The organism is Streptomyces sp. NPDC058092, from assembly GCF_042884935.1.
Lineage (GTDB): Bacteria > Actinomycetota > Actinomycetes > Streptomycetales > Streptomycetaceae > Streptomyces.
This window is the reverse complement of sequence record NZ_JBHVSY010000022.1, coordinates 70,417-85,897: the sequence shown is the minus strand read 5'-3', so window position 1 is coordinate 85,897 and position 15,481 is coordinate 70,417. Positions and strand designations below refer to the sequence as shown.

The window sequence follows — 15,481 nt, the reverse complement described above, 5'->3', positions numbered from 1 at the left end:
TTACGCGTCATTCGGATTGTTCTGCTGCTGTTCGCGGATGCGTTCCGCGAGCTGTGGGGGCATGGCTTCGTGCCGGGCGTACGCCCGGTCGAAGCGACCGGCGCCATGGGAGAGGGAGCGGAGCTCGATGGCGTACCGGCCGATCTCCAGCTCGGGCACCTCGGCCCGTACGAGGGTGCGTCCGGGGCCGGACTGTTCGGTCCCGATCACTCTGCCGCGCCGCCCGGACAGATCACTCATGACCGGCCCGACGTAGTCGTCGGGGACCAGGACCCGGACCTCGGCGACGGGTTCGAGGAGCCGGATGCGGGTGTCCGCGGCCGCTTCGCGCAGGGCCAGGGCGCCCGCGGTCTGGAACGCGGCGTCGGAGGAGTCCACGGAGTGGGACTTTCCGTCCCGCAGGGTGATGCGCACGTCGACGAGCGGATGTCCGGCCGCCACTCCGCGCGCGGCCTGGGCGCGCACGCCCTTCTCGACGGACGGGATGAACTGGCGCGGTACCGCTCCGCCGACCACCTTGTCGACGAATTCGATGCCCGAACCAGGGGGCAGCGGCTCCACATCGATCTCGCAGATGGCGTACTGGCCGTGGCCGCCGGACTGTTTCACATGCCGGCCGCGCCCGGTCGCGGGGGCGGCGAAGGTCTCGCGCAGCGGCACCTTGTGGGGCACGGCGTCGACCTGGACTCCGTAGTGGCTGCGCAGCCGGTCCAGCGCCACGTCCTGATGGGCCTCGCCGAGGCACCACAGGACCACCTGGTGGGTGTCCTGGTTCTGTTCGAGGCGCATGGTCGGGTCCTCGGCGACCAGCCGGGAGAGCCCCTGGGAGAGCTTGTCCTCGTCGGCCTTGCTGTGTGCCTGGATGGCGAGCGGCAGCAGTGGGTCGGGTGTGGCCCAGGGGTCCATCAGCAGCGGCTGGTCCTTGGCGGAGAGGGTGTCCCCGGTCTCGGCGCCGGCCAGTTTGGCGACGCAGGCCAGATCTCCGGCGATGCATGCGGTGAGGGGCTGCTGCTGCTTGCCGGAGGGGGCGGAGAGGGCGCCGACGCGTACCTCCGCCTCGTGGAAGGGGCGGGTCTCGTGGCCGGGGTCGGTGAGGCCGTGGCCGAAGACATGGACGGTTTCGTCGGGCCGCAGGGTGCCGGAGAAGACGCGTACGAGCGAGACGCGGCCGACGTACGGGTCGGAGGCCGTCTTGACGACCTCCGCGAGGAGCGGGCCCTGCGGGTCGCAGGTGAGGACCGGTCGGGGCGCGCCGTGCAGGGGGGTGACTTCGGGAAGCGGGCGCTCCCGGGGGGTCGGGAAGCCGCCGGTGATGAGGTCGAGGAGCTCGACGGTACCGACGCCCTGGCGGGCGCCCTCGGCGGCGGGGGCCGCGGTGAGTACGGGGTGGAAGGCGTCCCGGGCGACGGCGCGTTCCAGGTCGTCGATGAGTGTCTTGATGTCGATGTCGGCCCCGTCGAGGTAGCGGTCCATCAGGGTCTCGTCCTCGCTCTCGGCGATGATTCCCTCGATGAGCCGGTTGCGGGCCTCCTGGAGCGGGGGCTGCTGGGCGTCGGCGGGCGGGTGCTCCTGCCGCTCGCCCGAGGAGTAGTCGAAGATCCGCTGGGTGAGGAGTCCGGTGAGGCCGGTGAGCGGGGCGTGCCCGTCGGGGCCCTCGGGGCCGAGGACGGGCAGATAGAGCGGGAGTACGGCGTCGGGGTCGTCGCCGCCGAAGATCTCGCCGCAGATCCGGGTCATCCGGTCGAACGAGGTGCGCGCGGTGTCCAGGTGGGTGACGACGATGGCGCGGGGCATGCCGACGGCGGCGCACTCGTCCCACACGGCGCGGGTGGCGCCCGCCACGGCGTCGGCCTCCTGGGCGGCGGACACGATGAACAGGGCCGCGTCCGCTGCGCGCAGACCGGCCCTGAGTTCCCCGACGAAATCCGCGTACCCCGGGGTATCCAGCAGATTGATCTTGTATCCGCCCCATTCGACGGGGACGAGGGAGAGCTGTACGGAGCGTTGCTGGCGGTGCTCGATCTCGTCGTAGTCGGAGATCGTCGTGCCGTCCTCGACCCGGCCTGCCCGGTTGACCGCACCCGCGGTCAGTGCGAGGGCCTCGACGAGGGTCGTCTTGCCGGAGCCGCTGTGGCCGACCAGCGCCACATTCCGTATCGATGAGGGCTGGTCGGCCGTCGCTGCCCTGCCGGCGGCCCCGGTGTGTACGTGTGCCTTGTCGCCCATGATGCGTGCCTCCCAGATAGTGGCGCGGAGCGGGAAGAAAAGCCGGCGCGGTGTGGGGAGAAGGGTGCACGGGCACGGGGGAGCCGCCGCGGCGGCTACGGCGACGCCCGCGGTAATTCGAGCTTTCCACTCCCGCCGGGTCGCGTCCATACGTCGAGCGCCGCCGCGCGAGGCCGGGTGCCCGGACGGTGGAGTCCGGCGGGCGTGACTACGATGGGCCAGCCGGTGGCCGAAGGGGCCGCTCGGCCCACCGACCCTCGGGAAGGCCATGCTGAACAAGTACGCGCGTGCATTTTTTACGCGTGTCCTCACACCGTTCGCCGCACTGTTGCTCCGTCTCGGCGTGAGCCCCGACGCGGTCACTCTGATCGGTACGGCCGGGGTGATGGCAGGTGCGCTGGTCTTCTTCCCGATGGGGGAGTTCTTCTGGGGCACGATCGTCATCACGATCTTCGTCTTCTCCGACCTCGTCGACGGCAACATGGCCCGGCAGGCCGGTATCTCCAGCCGCTGGGGCGCGTTCCTGGACTCGACCCTCGACCGGGTCGCCGACGGGGCGATCTTCGGCGGATTCGCGCTCTGGTACGCGGGCAAGGGCGACGACAACGTGATGTGTGCGGTCGCGATCTTCTGCCTGGCGAGCGGCCAGGTGGTCTCGTACACGAAGGCGCGTGGCGAGTCGATCGGGCTGCCGGTCGCGGTCAACGGGCTCGTGGAGCGCGCCGAGCGGCTGGTGATCTCGCTGGTCGCGGCCGGGTTCGCCGGTCTGCACAAGTTCGGTGTCCCCGGGATCCAGGTCCTGCTGCCGATCGCGCTGTGGATCGTCGCCGCGGGCAGCCTGGTGACGCTCGTGCAGCGGGTCGTGACGGTGCGCCGTGAGTCCGCCGAGGCCGATGCCGCCGAGGCCGACGCCGCGGACCGGGGGAGCGGGGCCGCGCAGTGAGCGGTGCACCGGGTGACGCGCGGACCGGCCTGCGGGACCGGCTGACCGACGGGCTGTACGGGTTCGGCTGGGCCGCTGTGAAGAAGCTTCCCGAGCCGGTCGCCCGGGCCCTCTTCCGCACCATCGCCGACCAGGCGTGGAAGCGGCGGGGCAAGGGCGTGCTGCGGCTGGAGTCGAATCTGGCGCGGGTCGTGCCCGGGGCGTCGCCGGCCCGGCTCGCCGCGCTCTCCAAGGCCGGGATGCGCTCGTACATGCGCTACTGGATGGAGTCGTTCCGGCTGCCCACCTGGAGTCCGGCGCGGATCAAGGCGTCCATAGAGGTGACGGACGCGCACCGGCTGACCGACGGGCTGGACACCGGCCGCGGCGTCATCCTCGCCCTGCCGCACCTGGGGAACTGGGACCTGGCGGGAGCCTGGGTCACCACCGATCTCGAGGTGCCCTTCACCACGGTCGCCGAGCGGCTCAAGCCCGAGACGCTGTACGACCGGTTCGTGGCCTACCGCGAGGGGCTCGGCATGGAGGTCCTGCCGCACAGCGGCGGCTCCGCCTTCGGCACCCTGGCACGACGGCTGCGCGCGGGCGGCCTGGTCTGTCTGGTCGCCGACCGCGACCTGTCGGCCTCCGGCGTCGAGGTGACGTTCTTCGGGGACGCCGCGCGCATGCCCGCAGGACCGGCGCTGCTCGCCCAGCAGACCGGGGCACTGCTGCTGCCCGTGACGCTCTCGTACGACGAGACGCCCGTGATGAAGGCGCGCATCCATCCGCCGGTCGAGGTGCCCGAGTCAGGCAACCGTGACGAGAAGACGTCCTCCATGACACAGGCGCTGGCCGATGCCTTCGCCGTCGGGATCGCCGAGCATCCGGAGGACTGGCACATGCTGCAGCGGCTCTGGTCGGCCGATCTGGAGAACCGGGAGGACCGACTGTGAAGATCGGCATCGTGTGCCCGTACTCCTGGGACGTGCCGGGCGGCGTGCAGTTCCACATCCGGGACCTGGCCGAGCACCTGATCCGGCTGGGGCATCAGGTGTCGGTGCTGGCGCCCGCCGACGACGAGACGCCGCTTCCGCCGTACGTGGTCTCCGCGGGCCGGGCCGTGCCCGTCCCGTACAACGGCTCCGTGGCCCGGCTGAACTTCGGCTTCCTCTCGGCCGCCCGGGTACGCCGCTGGCTGCACGACGGCACCTTCGACGTGATCCACATCCATGAGCCGACGTCGCCGTCGCTGGGGCTGCTCGCCTGCTGGGCCGCGCAGGGCCCCATCGTCGCGACGTTCCACACCTCGAACCCGCGCTCCCGGGCGATGCTCGCCGCGTATCCGATCCTGCAGCCCGCACTGGAGAAGATCAGCGCGCGCATCGCGGTGAGCGAGTACGCGCGCCGGACCCTGGTCGAGCACCTCGGCGGTGACGCGGTCGTCATCCCGAACGGGGTCGATGTCGGCTTCTTCGCCGGAGCCGAGCCCAAGCCCGAGTGGCAGTCAGAGGGGGCGCGAGGCTCGGGTGAGGGCGGTGGTGGGAGACGGGAGGGCGGCACGATCGGTTTCATCGGGCGCATCGACGAGCCCCGCAAGGGCCTGCCCGTCCTGATGAGGGCGCTGCCCGCGATCCTCGCCGCACGTCCGGACACCAGGCTGCTGGTGGCGGGCCGCGGCGACGAGGAGGAGGCCGTCGCCTCGCTGCCCGAGGAGATGCGCGGGCGCGTCGAATTCCTCGGCATGGTGAGCGACGAGGACAAGGCGCGGCTGCTGCGCAGCGTCGATGTGTACGTCGCGCCCAATACGGGCGGCGAGAGCTTCGGCATCATCCTGGTCGAGGCGATGTCGGCCGGCGCGCCGGTCCTGGCCAGCGATCTGGACGCGTTCGCGCAGGTCCTGGATCTGGGCGCGGCGGGCGAACTCTTCACCAACGAGGACGCGGACGCGCTGGCGTCGGCGGCGATCCGGCTGCTCGGTGATCCGGAGCGGCGTACGGAGCTGCGCGAGCGGGGAGCCGCGCACGTGCGGCGCTTCGACTGGTCGACGGTCGGGGCGGACATCCTCGCGGTGTACGAGACGGTGACGGACGGCGCGGCATCCGTGGCGGCCGACGAACGCACGGGCCTGCGCGCCCGCTTCGGACTGGCGCGGGAGTAGGGCCTCACGTTCGGATCATGCCGGGCTCGCGTGCCCCGGCACCGCGCCTCGCCGCGTTGTCGTCGGTCTTCCCCAGCTCTCGGCTCCGCTCGACCAGGGGGAGACCCCATCGGGCTCCTTCCTCCGCCTTGCGATGCACGGCACCACGGTGACATCAGCCGCTCCGCGGCGGGCCGCTCCCTGGTCCGGCCTGATCCAAACGAAAGACCCCAGGGCGCCGGTTCAAGCGCGTGGCCGGTCCGCGCGGCGCATCAGGGCACGCAGAGTGAGGCGCGCGGCGATTTCAAGCCCTCCGGCGAGTGAGGACCGGCGTCCGGAGCCGCGCTCCGGCGGCAACCCGGCCTGTCCCCGCCCGCCCACGTACCCGGGCCGGACGGCCGCACCGCCCGCGCCCCGACGGTAGCCTTGCCGCCCGTGATCGAAACCCTCATCTGGATCGCCGTCGCGGTCATCGCGATCGGCATGTACCTCAGCTGGACCGCCGGACGGCTGGACCGGCTGCACACCCGTATCGACGCCGCCCGCGCGGCCCTCGACGCGCAGCTCCTGCGTCGCGCCTCGGTCACCCAGGAACTGGCCACCTCGGGTGTTCTCGACCCGGCCGCGTCCATCGTGCTGTACGAGGCCGCGCACGCCGCCCGCCAGGCGGAGGAGGAACACCGCGAGGTCGCGGAGAGCGAGCTGAGCACCGCGCTGCGGGCGGTCTTCGGCGAGCGGGCGCAGGTGGAGACCGTGAAGGAGATCCCCGGCGGCGAGGAAGCGGCGTCCGAACTCGCCGCAGCAGTGCGCAGGGTCCCGATGGCCCGGCGGTTCCACAACGACGCGGTGCGCGCGGCGCGCGCGCTGCGCAGGCACCGTACGGTGCGGTGGTTCCGGCTGGCCGGGCACGCCCCTTTCCCGCTCGCCTTCGAGATGGACGACGAACCGCCGGTCGCCCTGGCGGACCGCCCCGTCAGCTGATCCGGCGGCCTCACCCGTACGTGACCGGGGCCACAGGCCGTCCCGTACGAGTTCAAAACGATCCACCGGCCTTCCATTGGCCCTTGCTGTGGACTGGTCCCGGAGAGTTGGCTCTGCTCTGCACCAATCAGCGCATTCAGCAACTTTTCTCCGAGTGAGGTCGATCCATGTCCACGCTTCCCACCACCCCGCAGTCCGCCGACTCCCCGGCCACCGGCACCGCCCGCGTCAAGCGAGGCATGGCCGAGCAGCTCAAGGGCGGTGTGATCATGGATGTCGTCGATGCCGAGCAGGCGAAGATCGCCGAGGACGCGGGCGCCGTGGCCGTCATGGCCCTGGAGCGGGTGCCGGCCGACATCCGTAAGGACGGCGGCGTGGCCCGGATGTCGGACCCGAACATGATCGAGGAGATCATCGGGGCCGTCTCCATCCCGGTGATGGCGAAGTCCCGCATCGGGCACTTCGTCGAGGCCCAGGTCCTGCAGTCCCTCGGCGTCGACTACATCGACGAGTCCGAGGTCCTCACCCCGGCCGACGAGGTCAACCACAGCGACAAGTTCGCCTTCACCACTCCGTTCGTCTGCGGCGCCACCAACCTGGGCGAGGCCCTGCGCCGTATCGCCGAGGGCGCGGCCATGATCCGTTCGAAGGGCGAGGCCGGCACCGGCAACGTCGTCGAGGCCGTCCGTCACCTGCGCCAGATCAAGAACGAGATCGCCCGGCTGCGCGGCTACGACAACAACGAGCTGTACGCCGCCGCCAAGGAGCTCCGCGCCCCGTACGAGCTGGTCAAGGAGGTCGCCGAGCTCGGCAAGCTGCCCGTCGTGCTGTTCTCCGCGGGCGGCGTCGCCACCCCCGCCGACGCCGCGCTGATGCGCCAGCTCGGCGCCGAGGGCGTCTTCGTCGGCTCCGGCATCTTCAAGTCCGGCGACCCCGCCAAGCGCGCCGCCGCCATCGTGAAGGCCACCACCTTCTACGACGACCCGAAGATCATCGCGGACGCCTCCCGGAACCTGGGCGAGGCCATGGTCGGCATCAACTGCGACACCCTGCCCGAGGCCGAGCGCTACGCCAACCGCGGCTGGTAGTCACTGATGAGCGACACCCCTGTGATCGGAGTCCTGGCTCTCCAGGGCGACGTACGGGAACACCTGATCGCCCTGGCCTCGGCGGATGCCCTGGCCAGGCCGGTCCGGCGTCCCGAGGAGCTCGCCGAGGTCGACGGCCTGGTCATTCCCGGTGGCGAGTCCACCACGATGTCCAAACTGGCTGCCTTGTTCGGCATGCTGGAACCGCTGCGCGAACGGGTCCGGGACGGGATGCCGGTCTACGGCACCTGCGCCGGAATGATCCTGCTCGCCGACAAGATCCTCGACCCGCGTGCGGGCCAGGAGACGGTCGGCGGGATCGACATGATCGTGCGCCGCAACGCCTTCGGGCGGCAGAACGAGTCCTTCGAGGCGGCCGTGGAGGTCGCCGGGATCGAGGGCGGCCCGGTCGAGGGCGTGTTCATCCGCGCCCCGTGGGTGGAATCGGTCGGGGCACGGGCCGAGGTGGTGGCGGAGCACGGCGGTCACATCGTCGCCGTACGCCAGGGGAACGCCCTGGCGACGTCCTTCCACCCGGAACTGACCGGGGACCACCGGGTTCACGCCTTGTTCGTGGATATGGTGCGCGCAGTCGGCTGACCCGATCCCGGTAGGATCTCTCGGGTTCGGATCGATTTTGGTGACGCGAAGGAGAAGGCAGATGTCCGGCCACTCTAAATGGGCTACGACGAAGCACAAGAAGGCCGTGATCGATGCCAAGCGCGGCAAGCTCTTCGCAAAGCTGATCAAGAACATCGAGGTCGCGGCGCGCACCGGCGGTGTGGACCCCGATGGAAATCCGACCCTTGTGGACGCGATCCAGAAGGCCAAGAAGAGCTCCGTACCGAACAAGAACATCGACTCCGCGGTCAAGCGCGGTGGCGGTCTCGAAGCTGGCGGCGTCGACTACCAGACGATCATGTACGAGGGTTACGGCCCGAACGGTGTCGCTGTGCTCATCGAGTGCCTGACCGACAACCGCAACCGTGCCGCCTCCGACGTGCGTGTCGCGATGACCCGCAACGGCGGTTCGATGGCCGACCCGGGTTCGGTCTCGTACCTCTTCAACCGCAAGGGCGTCGTGATCGTCCCCAAGGGCGGGCTGACCGAGGACGATGTCCTGGGCGCCGTCCTCGAAGCGGGCGCCGAGGAGGTCAACGACCTCGGTGACAGCTACGAGGTCGTCAGCGAGGCCACCGACATGGTCGCGGTCCGTACGGCGCTCCAGCAGGCCGGCATCGACTACGACTCCGCCGAGGCCAACTTCCTGCCCACCATGCAGGTCGAGCTGGACGAGGAGGGCGCGCGCAAGATCTTCAAGCTGATCGACGCGCTGGAGGACAGCGACGACGTGCAGAACGTCTTCGCCAACTTCGATGTCTCCGACGAGGTCATGGAGAAGGTGGACGCCTGAGCCGGGATCGGCACAGCCTTCATGGACGGGCCGACGGGGACACACCCCGTCGGCCCGTCGCGTTGCCCGCCGCGTTGTCAGTGCGAGCCGATAGCCTGCGGGAACAGTTGACCGATCGGTACGGAGGGGGCGTCCCATGCGGGTACTCGGCGTCGACCCGGGGCTGACCCGGTGCGGTGTCGGCGTCGTCGAAGGCGTCGCCGGGCGGCCCCTGACGATGCTCGGCGTCGGCGTCGTCCGCACCCCGGCCGATGCGGAGCTCGGCCGGCGGCTGGTCGCCATCGAGAGCGGCATTGAGGCGTGGCTGGACGAGTACCGGCCCGAATTCTTCGCCGTGGAGCGGGTGTTCAGCCAGCACAACGTCCGTACGGTGATGGGCACCGCCCAGGCCAGCGCCGTCGCCATGCTCTGCGCGTCCCGGCGCGGCATCCCCGTCGCCCTGCACACCCCCAGCGAAGTCAAGGCGGCCGTCACCGGCAGCGGTCGCGCCGACAAGGCACAGGTCGGCGCCATGGTCACCAGGCTGCTGCGACTCGACGCCCCACCGAAACCGGCCGATGCGGCCGACGCCCTCGCGCTCGCCATCTGCCACATTTGGCGCGCCCCCGCCGTCAACCGTCTCCAGCAGGCGCACGCGGCGGCCGCCGCCGCGGCCCGCACCGCTCGTGTTCCCCGTACACCCGCAGTTCCCGTCCGGAAGGTCCCCCGATGATCGCCTTCGTCAGCGGCCCCGTGGCCGCGCTCGCCCTGACCACGGCCGTGATCGAGGTCGGCGGCATCGGCATGGCCGTCCAGTGCACGCCGAACACCCTGGCCGGTCTCCGGATCGGTCAGGAGGCCAGGCTCGCCACCTCCCTCGTCGTACGGGAGGACTCGCTCACCCTCTACGGCTTCGCCGACGACGACGAGCGGCAGGTCTTCGAGCTGCTGCAGACCGCCAGCGGCGTCGGTCCCCGGCTCGCCCAGGCCATGCTCGCCACCCACACCCCGGACGCCCTGCGGATCGCGGTCGCCACCGGCGACGAGAAGGCGCTCACCGCCGTCTCCGGTATCGGCAAGAAGGGCGCGCAGAAACTCCTCCTCGAACTGAAGGACAGACTCGGCGAGCCCGTCGCCCGGATCGGCCGGCAGGGCATCGGCACCGCCGTCACCTCCTCCTGGCGCGACCAGCTGCAGGCAGCCCTGATCGGTCTCGGCTACGCCACCCGCGAGGCCGACGAAGCGGTCACCGCGGTCACCCCGCAGGCCGAGGCGGCGCTGGCCGAGGGCGGGCAGGCGCCCGTGCCGCAACTGCTGCGCGCCGCGCTGCAGACCCTCAACCGCGCGCGCTGACCGGAGCGCGACACCCCGGGGGCACCGACACCCCGACGCCGGGCCGGGCACCGCACGGCACCGAAACACCCGAGGCGGGACAGACTGAATGAACTGGGACGAGACCGGACCCGACACCGAGGAGCCGCTCGGCGAGCGGCTGGACGAACGCCTTGTCGACGCCGACGCGGACGGCGAGGACACCGCGGTCGAAGCGGCGCTGCGGCCGAAGGACCTCGACGAATTCGTCGGCCAGGAGAAGGTGCGCGAACAGCTCGACCTGGTCCTCAAGGCGGCCAGGGCCCGCGGCGCCACCGCCGACCATGTCCTGCTCTCCGGCGCCCCCGGCCTCGGCAAGACCACCCTCTCCATGATCATCGCGGCCGAGATGGGCGCACCGATCCGGATCACCTCCGGCCCCGCCATCCAGCATGCGGGTGATCTTGCCGCGATCCTCTCCTCGCTCCAGGAGGGCGAAGTCCTCTTCCTCGACGAGATCCACCGCATGTCGCGGCCCGCCGAGGAGATGCTCTACATGGCGATGGAGGACTTCCGGGTCGACGTCATCGTCGGCAAGGGCCCCGGCGCCACCGCCATCCCGCTGGAACTGCCGCCGTTCACCCTGGTGGGCGCCACCACCAGGGCCGGACTTCTGCCGCCCCCGCTGCGCGACCGCTTCGGCTTCACCGGCCACATGGAGTTCTACGCCCCCACCGAACTGGAACGCGTCATCCACCGTTCCGCCCGCCTCCTCGACGTGGCGATAGACACGGAGGGCGCCGCCGAGATCGCCGGGCGCTCCCGCGGCACCCCCCGTATCGCCAACCGGCTGCTGCGGCGCGTCCGGGACTACGCCCAGGTCAAGGCGGACGGGTGGATCGACCGTGCCGTCGCCTCCGCGGCCCTGGCGGTCTACGAGGTCGATGCCCGAGGTCTCGACCGGCTGGACCGGGCAGTGCTCGGCGCCCTGCTGAAACTTTTCGGCGGCGGCCCCGTCGGGCTGTCCACCCTCGCGGTCGCCGTGGGCGAGGAGCGCGAAACGGTCGAGGAGGTCGCCGAGCCCTTCCTGGTACGGGAAGGGCTGCTGGCCAGGACGCCGCGGGGGCGCGTCGCGACACCCGCGGCGTGGGCTCACCTCGGTCTCGTACCGCCGCAGCATGACGGAAAGGGACAACAGGGCCTGTTCGGGGCGTGATGCGTCACAGGTTTACCCGGACAGGAACCACCGAGTGATGTCGGGCGTTGTTCCATCGATGCGGACTCGCTTAGACTCCGCCGATGCCGCCCTTAAAGGTCGGTGTACCCACCCCCGTAGATCAGGCCGCCGTCCAGCGCGGTCGTGCGAAGGAAACTCGTCCCGTGAATCCCGTGACTCTTCTCCCCTTCATCGTGCTCATCGGGGCCATGTTCCTGATGACGCGGTCCGCCAAGAAGAAGCAGGCGGCCGCCGCCCAGATGCGCAACGATATGCAGCCCGGCACCGGCGTCCGGACGATCGGGGGCATGTACGCCACCGTCAAGGAACTTCACGACGACACGGTTCTCCTGGAGATCGCGCCCGGCGTCCACGCCGTCTACGCCAAGAACGCCATCGGCGCCGTCCTGGACGACGCGGAGTACAACCGCATCGTGCACGGCGACGGCGAGAACGCCCTCGACATCGACGGCGCGGTCGTGCCGGACGATGCCTCCTCGCTGACCGGGACCGAGGCCGGCGCCGACGAGGACACCTCGGACGACGCCAAGATCGACCTCGGCAAGAAGGCCGACGCCGACGACGCCGAGCCGACGGACGCCGCGTCCGACAAGAAGTCCGAGGGCAAGAACGACGGCGAGGCCGACGCGAAGTAACCCACGACCCGGGGATGCCATGAGCCCACCGGCATCAGGTACTCCCCGGACCGTGCGATCTTCTGCGGGGGCGGGTCCCCACAACACTTCGTGGCCGCTCGGGCGCGTACCCGGCGCGGGGCGGTTGGACAGGGAGAAACGAGAAGGTGGCAGCACCGAAGAAGAGCCGAGGGCCGGCCGGCGGTCAGGGCAGGCCGGGGCGTTCCCTGGCTCTGATCCTGATCGCCATGGTCGCGCTCACCGGCGGGATGTTCCTGGCCGATCAGCCGACCCCACGTCTGGGTATCGACCTGGCGGGCGGCACGTCCATCACGCTTGAGGCGAAGAGCGAGCCGGGCCAGGAATCGGCGATCAACAAGACCAACATGGACACGGCGGTCCAGATCATGGAACGCCGTGTCAATGGTCTTGGCGTCTCCGAGGCCGAGGTCCAGACCCAGGGCGATCGCAACATCATCGTCAACATCCCCAAGGGCACGAACTCCGCCCAGGCCCGTGAGCAGGTCGGCACCACCGCCAAGCTCTACTTCCGGCCGGTGCTGACCGTCGCCCAGGGCACGCCCACCCCGACGCCCAGCGCCTCGTCGTCCGGCAAGCCCAGCCCGTCCGCGAGCCCTAGCGCCTCGGCATCGGACAAGGAGAAGGCGTCGGCGACGCCCAGCGCGAGTGCCTCCACGCAGGGCCGCGCGGTCACCGACGGCCTCAAGGCCGACGTCACGCCGAGCCCCAAGGCGAGCGGCTCCGCCGCCACCACACCGGAGCCCTCCGCATCCGCTCCCTCCGCCGCGGAAGAGGCGGCCGCCGCCAAGCTCCAGAAGCAGTTCGCGGCGCTCGACTGCTCCAGCAAGGCTTCCCGCGCCGAGGCCGCACGGGGCGCCAAACCCACCGACACGGTCGTCGCGTGCAGCTCCGAGGGCGACGCCAAGTACGTCCTCGGCCCGGCCGAGGTGTCCGGCACCGAGGTCGACAACGCCAAGGCCGGCTTCGACCAGCAGCGCGGCATGTGGGTCGTCAACATGGAGTTCACCAAGAAGGGCTCCAAAGAGTTCCAGACGATCACCAAGAAGCTCTCCGCACTGCAGTCCCCGCAGAACCAGTTCGCCATCTCCCTGGACGGCGAGGTCGTCTCCGCTCCGCAGGTGAACACGACGCTCAGCGGCAGCGCCGAGATCTCCGGCAGCTTCACCCAGCAGTCCGCCGATGACCTGGCCAACGTGCTTTCCTACGGTGCGCTCCCGCTTTCCTTCAAGGAGCAGAGCGTCACCACCGTCACCGCCGCGCTCGGTGGCGAGCAGCTCCAAGCCGGTCTGATCGCCGGTGCCATCGGTCTGGCCCTCGTGGTCATCTACCTGGTGGCCTACTACCGCGGCCTCGCGCTCATCGCGCTCCTGAGCCTGCTGGCCTCCGGCATCCTGACCTACACGCTCATGTCGCTGCTCGGCCCGGCCATCGGCTTCGCACTCAACCTCCCGGCGGTCTGCGGCGCCATCGTGGCCATCGGTATCACCGCGGACTCCTTCATCGTGTACTTCGAGAGAATCCGCGACGAGATCCGCGACGGCCGTACGCTCCGCCCCGCCGTCCAGCGCGCCTGGCCGCGCGCCCGGCGTACCATCCTGGTCTCCGACTTCGTGTCGTTCCTCGCCGCCGCGGTGCTCTTCGTCGTCACCGTCGGCAAGGTCCAGGGATTCGCCTTCACGCTGGGTCTCACCACCCTGCTCGACGTGGTCGTGGTGTTCCTCTTCACCAAGCCCGTCATGACGCTGATGGCCCGTACGAAGTTCTTCTCCAGCGGTCACCCGTGGTCCGGTCTGGACCCGAAGCGGCTCGGAGCCAAGCCGCCGCTGCGCCGCTCGCGCCGTGTCAACGCCCCCACTGACCCGAAGGAGGCGTGAGATGTCGCGACTCGGCAGTCTCGGCGCCCGTCTCTACCGCGGCGAGGTCGGCTACGACTTCATCGGCAACCGCAAGATCTGGTACGGGATCTCGATCCTGATCACCATCACGGCCATCGTCGGCCTGGCGGTCAGCGGCCTGAACATGGGCATCGAGTTCAAGGGCGGCGCCGTCTTCACCACCACGAAGACGAGCGTCGGCGTCTCCCAGGCGGAGGACCTGGCCACGGAGGCCTCCGGCCACCAGGCGATCGTCCAGAAGCTCGGCAACGGCGGTCTGCGCATCCAGATCACCGAGGTCGACACCGCGAAGTCCGACCAGATCAAGGAACAGCTCTCCAAGGACCTCGACGTCCCCACGGAGAAGATCGCCGCCGACCTGGTCGGCCCCAGCTGGGGTGAGCAGATCGCCAACAAGGCCTGGACCGGCCTCGGCATCTTCATGGTCCTCGTGGTGATCTACCTGGCCATCGCCTTCGAGTGGCGCATGGCGATCGCGGCCCTGGTCGCACTGATCCACGACATCACCATCACGGTCGGTGTCTACGCCCTGGTCGGCTTCGAGGTCACCCCGGGCACCGTGATCGGCCTGCTGACCATCCTCGGTTACTCCCTCTACGACACGGTCGTCGTCTTCGACAGCCTCAAGGAGGGCACGCACGGGATCACCAAGCAGACCCGGTGGACGTACAGCGAGATCGCCAACCGCTCCATCAACGGCACGCTGGTCCGTTCCATCAACACCACCGTCGTGGCGCTGCTGCCGGTCGCCGGTCTGCTGTTCATCGGCGGCGGTGTTCTCGGCGCCGGCATGCTGAACGACATCTCCCTGGCGCTCTTCGTCGGTCTCGCCGCCGGTGCGTACTCCTCGATCTTCATCGCCACCCCGCTCGTCGCCGACCTCAAGGAGCGCGACCCGCAGATGAAGGCCCTGAAGAAGCGGATCCTCGCCAAGCGTGCGGCAGCCGCCGCCAAGGGCGAGTCCGACGAGGACGAGCCCTCGGACGACGACTTCCCCCGGGACGCCGCACCCGCCGCCGCGGTCGTCGGCCAGCGCCAGGAGCCCCCCAGGGGCCACGGCCGGACCTCGGGGAAGCGTCGATGACCAGCAGCACCACCGAGAGCACCCGCGAGCTCCTGCTCAGCCGGATCCGTGATGTGCCGGACCATCCCAAGCCGGGCGTGCTGTTCAAGGACATCACCCCGTTGCTCGCGGACCCGGCAGCGTTCGCGGCCCTCACCGAGACCCTCGCGGAACTGTGCGTACGCCACGGCGCCACGAAGATCGTCGGCCTCGAGGCACGCGGCTTCATCCTGGCCGCCCCGGTCGCGATCCGGGCCGGGCTCGGCTTCGTACCCGTCCGCAAGGCGGGGAAGCTGCCCGGAGCCACGCTCCGCCAGGCGTACGACCTGGAGTACGGCACCGCCGAGATCGAGATCCACGCGGAGGACCTGTCCGCCGACGACCGGATCATGGTCATCGACGACATCCTCGCGACCGGTGGCACCGCCGAGGCCTCGCTGGAGCTGATCCGGCGGGCCGGTGCCGAGGTCGCGGGCGTCGCGGTCCTCATGGAGCTCGGTTTCCTGCCCGGTCGTGCCCGGCTGGAGCAGGGCCTGCGCGGCGCACCGCTGGAGGTTCTGATCACGGTCTGA

At 70.4% G+C, this 15,481-nt stretch carries 15 protein-coding genes; 14 read left to right on the top strand and 1 reads right to left on the bottom strand.

The window, feature by feature from the left end; all coding sequences use genetic code 11:
• Positions 1-2,226: an elongation factor G-like protein EF-G2 gene (locus ACFVV1_RS30060; protein WP_389995561.1), complete on the bottom strand. Its 2,226-nt coding sequence runs from the start codon at positions 2,224-2,226 to the stop codon at positions 1-3.
• A gap of 268 nt (positions 2,227-2,494) precedes the next feature.
• Here ACFVV1_RS30060 and pgsA point away from each other — a divergent pair, with 268 nt between their 5' ends.
• The 14 genes from pgsA (at position 2,495) to ACFVV1_RS29990 (ending at position 15,481) form a co-directional block, all read left to right on the top strand.
• Positions 2,495-3,169, top strand: a complete 675-nt coding sequence (pgsA, locus tag ACFVV1_RS30055) for a phosphatidylinositol phosphate synthase (protein ID WP_389995558.1) — start codon at positions 2,495-2,497, stop codon at positions 3,167-3,169.
• Positions 3,166-4,101 carry a phosphatidylinositol mannoside acyltransferase gene (locus ACFVV1_RS30050; protein ID WP_389995555.1) on the top strand — a complete coding sequence of 312 codons (936 nt, stop codon included), beginning with the start codon at positions 3,166-3,168 and terminating at the stop codon, positions 4,099-4,101. The genes pgsA and ACFVV1_RS30050 overlap by 4 nt, the downstream gene beginning before the upstream one ends.
• A complete protein-coding gene (locus tag ACFVV1_RS30045) occupies positions 4,098-5,306 on the top strand; it encodes a glycosyltransferase family 4 protein (RefSeq protein ID WP_389995553.1) in 1,209 nt (402 codons plus the stop codon). The genes ACFVV1_RS30050 and ACFVV1_RS30045 overlap by 4 nt, the downstream gene beginning before the upstream one ends.
• Before the next feature lie 462 nt (positions 5,307-5,768).
• Positions 5,769-6,266 carry a hypothetical protein gene (locus ACFVV1_RS30040; protein WP_389995719.1) on the top strand — a complete coding sequence of 166 codons (498 nt, stop codon included), beginning with the start codon at positions 5,769-5,771 and terminating at the stop codon, positions 6,264-6,266.
• Positions 6,267-6,433: 167 nt separating this feature from the next.
• A complete protein-coding gene (pdxS, locus tag ACFVV1_RS30035) occupies positions 6,434-7,354 on the top strand; it encodes a pyridoxal 5'-phosphate synthase lyase subunit PdxS (RefSeq protein WP_389995550.1) in 921 nt (306 codons plus the stop codon).
• A gap of 6 nt (positions 7,355-7,360) precedes the next feature.
• Entirely contained in the window at positions 7,361-7,954 is a 594-nt protein-coding gene (gene pdxT, locus ACFVV1_RS30030) for a pyridoxal 5'-phosphate synthase glutaminase subunit PdxT (protein WP_266745124.1), read from the top strand.
• 61 nt (positions 7,955-8,015) lie between these two features.
• Positions 8,016-8,768 (top strand): YebC/PmpR family DNA-binding transcriptional regulator, encoded by a 753-nt coding sequence (locus tag ACFVV1_RS30025; protein WP_389995548.1) that lies wholly within the window; start codon positions 8,016-8,018, stop codon positions 8,766-8,768.
• A 136-nt stretch (positions 8,769-8,904) separates the two neighbouring features.
• Positions 8,905-9,480, top strand: coding sequence for a crossover junction endodeoxyribonuclease RuvC (ruvC, locus tag ACFVV1_RS30020; RefSeq protein ID WP_389995545.1), 576 nt, complete (start codon positions 8,905-8,907; stop codon positions 9,478-9,480).
• On the top strand, positions 9,477-10,100 hold the full coding sequence (gene ruvA / locus ACFVV1_RS30015; protein WP_389995542.1) for a Holliday junction branch migration protein RuvA: 624 nt from the start codon (positions 9,477-9,479) through the stop codon (positions 10,098-10,100). The genes ruvC and ruvA overlap by 4 nt, the downstream gene beginning before the upstream one ends.
• Positions 10,101-10,188: 88 nt before the next feature.
• Positions 10,189-11,274 carry a Holliday junction branch migration DNA helicase RuvB gene (ruvB, locus tag ACFVV1_RS30010; protein ID WP_389995539.1) on the top strand — a complete coding sequence of 362 codons (1,086 nt, stop codon included), beginning with the start codon at positions 10,189-10,191 and terminating at the stop codon, positions 11,272-11,274.
• A gap of 164 nt (positions 11,275-11,438) precedes the next feature.
• Positions 11,439-11,930, top strand: coding sequence for a preprotein translocase subunit YajC (gene yajC, locus ACFVV1_RS30005; RefSeq protein WP_389995536.1), 492 nt, complete (start codon positions 11,439-11,441; stop codon positions 11,928-11,930).
• Positions 11,931-12,076: 146 nt separating this feature from the next.
• The gene (secD, locus tag ACFVV1_RS30000; RefSeq protein ID WP_389995534.1) at positions 12,077-13,825 is read left to right on the top strand and encodes a protein translocase subunit SecD; all 1,749 of its coding nucleotides are present in this window, start codon (positions 12,077-12,079) and stop codon (positions 13,823-13,825) included.
• A gap of 1 nt (position 13,826) precedes the next feature.
• A complete protein-coding gene (gene secF / locus ACFVV1_RS29995; protein WP_389995531.1) occupies positions 13,827-14,930 on the top strand; it encodes a protein translocase subunit SecF in 1,104 nt (367 codons plus the stop codon).
• A complete protein-coding gene (locus ACFVV1_RS29990) occupies positions 14,927-15,481 on the top strand; it encodes an adenine phosphoribosyltransferase (protein WP_389995528.1) in 555 nt (184 codons plus the stop codon). Before secF ends, ACFVV1_RS29990 begins: the two co-directional genes overlap by 4 nt.

What these genes read in the sequence shown, in the direction of transcription:
- ACFVV1_RS30060 (WP_389995561.1), bottom strand. Translation starts at nt 2,226, where the DNA reads ATGGGCGACAAGGCACACGTACACACCGGGGCCGCCGGCAGGGCAGCG.
- pgsA (WP_389995558.1), top strand. Translation starts at nt 2,495, where the DNA reads ATGCTGAACAAGTACGCGCGTGCATTTTTTACGCGTGTCCTCACACCG.
- ACFVV1_RS30040 (WP_389995719.1), top strand. Translation starts at nt 5,769, where the DNA reads ATGTACCTCAGCTGGACCGCCGGACGGCTGGACCGGCTGCACACCCGT.
- pdxS (WP_389995550.1), top strand. Translation starts at nt 6,434, where the DNA reads ATGTCCACGCTTCCCACCACCCCGCAGTCCGCCGACTCCCCGGCCACC.
- pdxT (WP_266745124.1), top strand. Translation starts at nt 7,361, where the DNA reads ATGAGCGACACCCCTGTGATCGGAGTCCTGGCTCTCCAGGGCGACGTA.
- ACFVV1_RS30025 (WP_389995548.1), top strand. Translation starts at nt 8,016, where the DNA reads ATGTCCGGCCACTCTAAATGGGCTACGACGAAGCACAAGAAGGCCGTG.
- ruvC (WP_389995545.1), top strand. Translation starts at nt 8,905, where the DNA reads ATGCGGGTACTCGGCGTCGACCCGGGGCTGACCCGGTGCGGTGTCGGC.
- ruvA (WP_389995542.1), top strand. Translation starts at nt 9,477, where the DNA reads ATGATCGCCTTCGTCAGCGGCCCCGTGGCCGCGCTCGCCCTGACCACG.
- ruvB (WP_389995539.1), top strand. Translation starts at nt 10,189, where the DNA reads ATGAACTGGGACGAGACCGGACCCGACACCGAGGAGCCGCTCGGCGAG.
- secF (WP_389995531.1), top strand. Translation starts at nt 13,827, where the DNA reads ATGTCGCGACTCGGCAGTCTCGGCGCCCGTCTCTACCGCGGCGAGGTC.
- ACFVV1_RS29990 (WP_389995528.1), top strand. Translation starts at nt 14,927, where the DNA reads ATGACCAGCAGCACCACCGAGAGCACCCGCGAGCTCCTGCTCAGCCGG.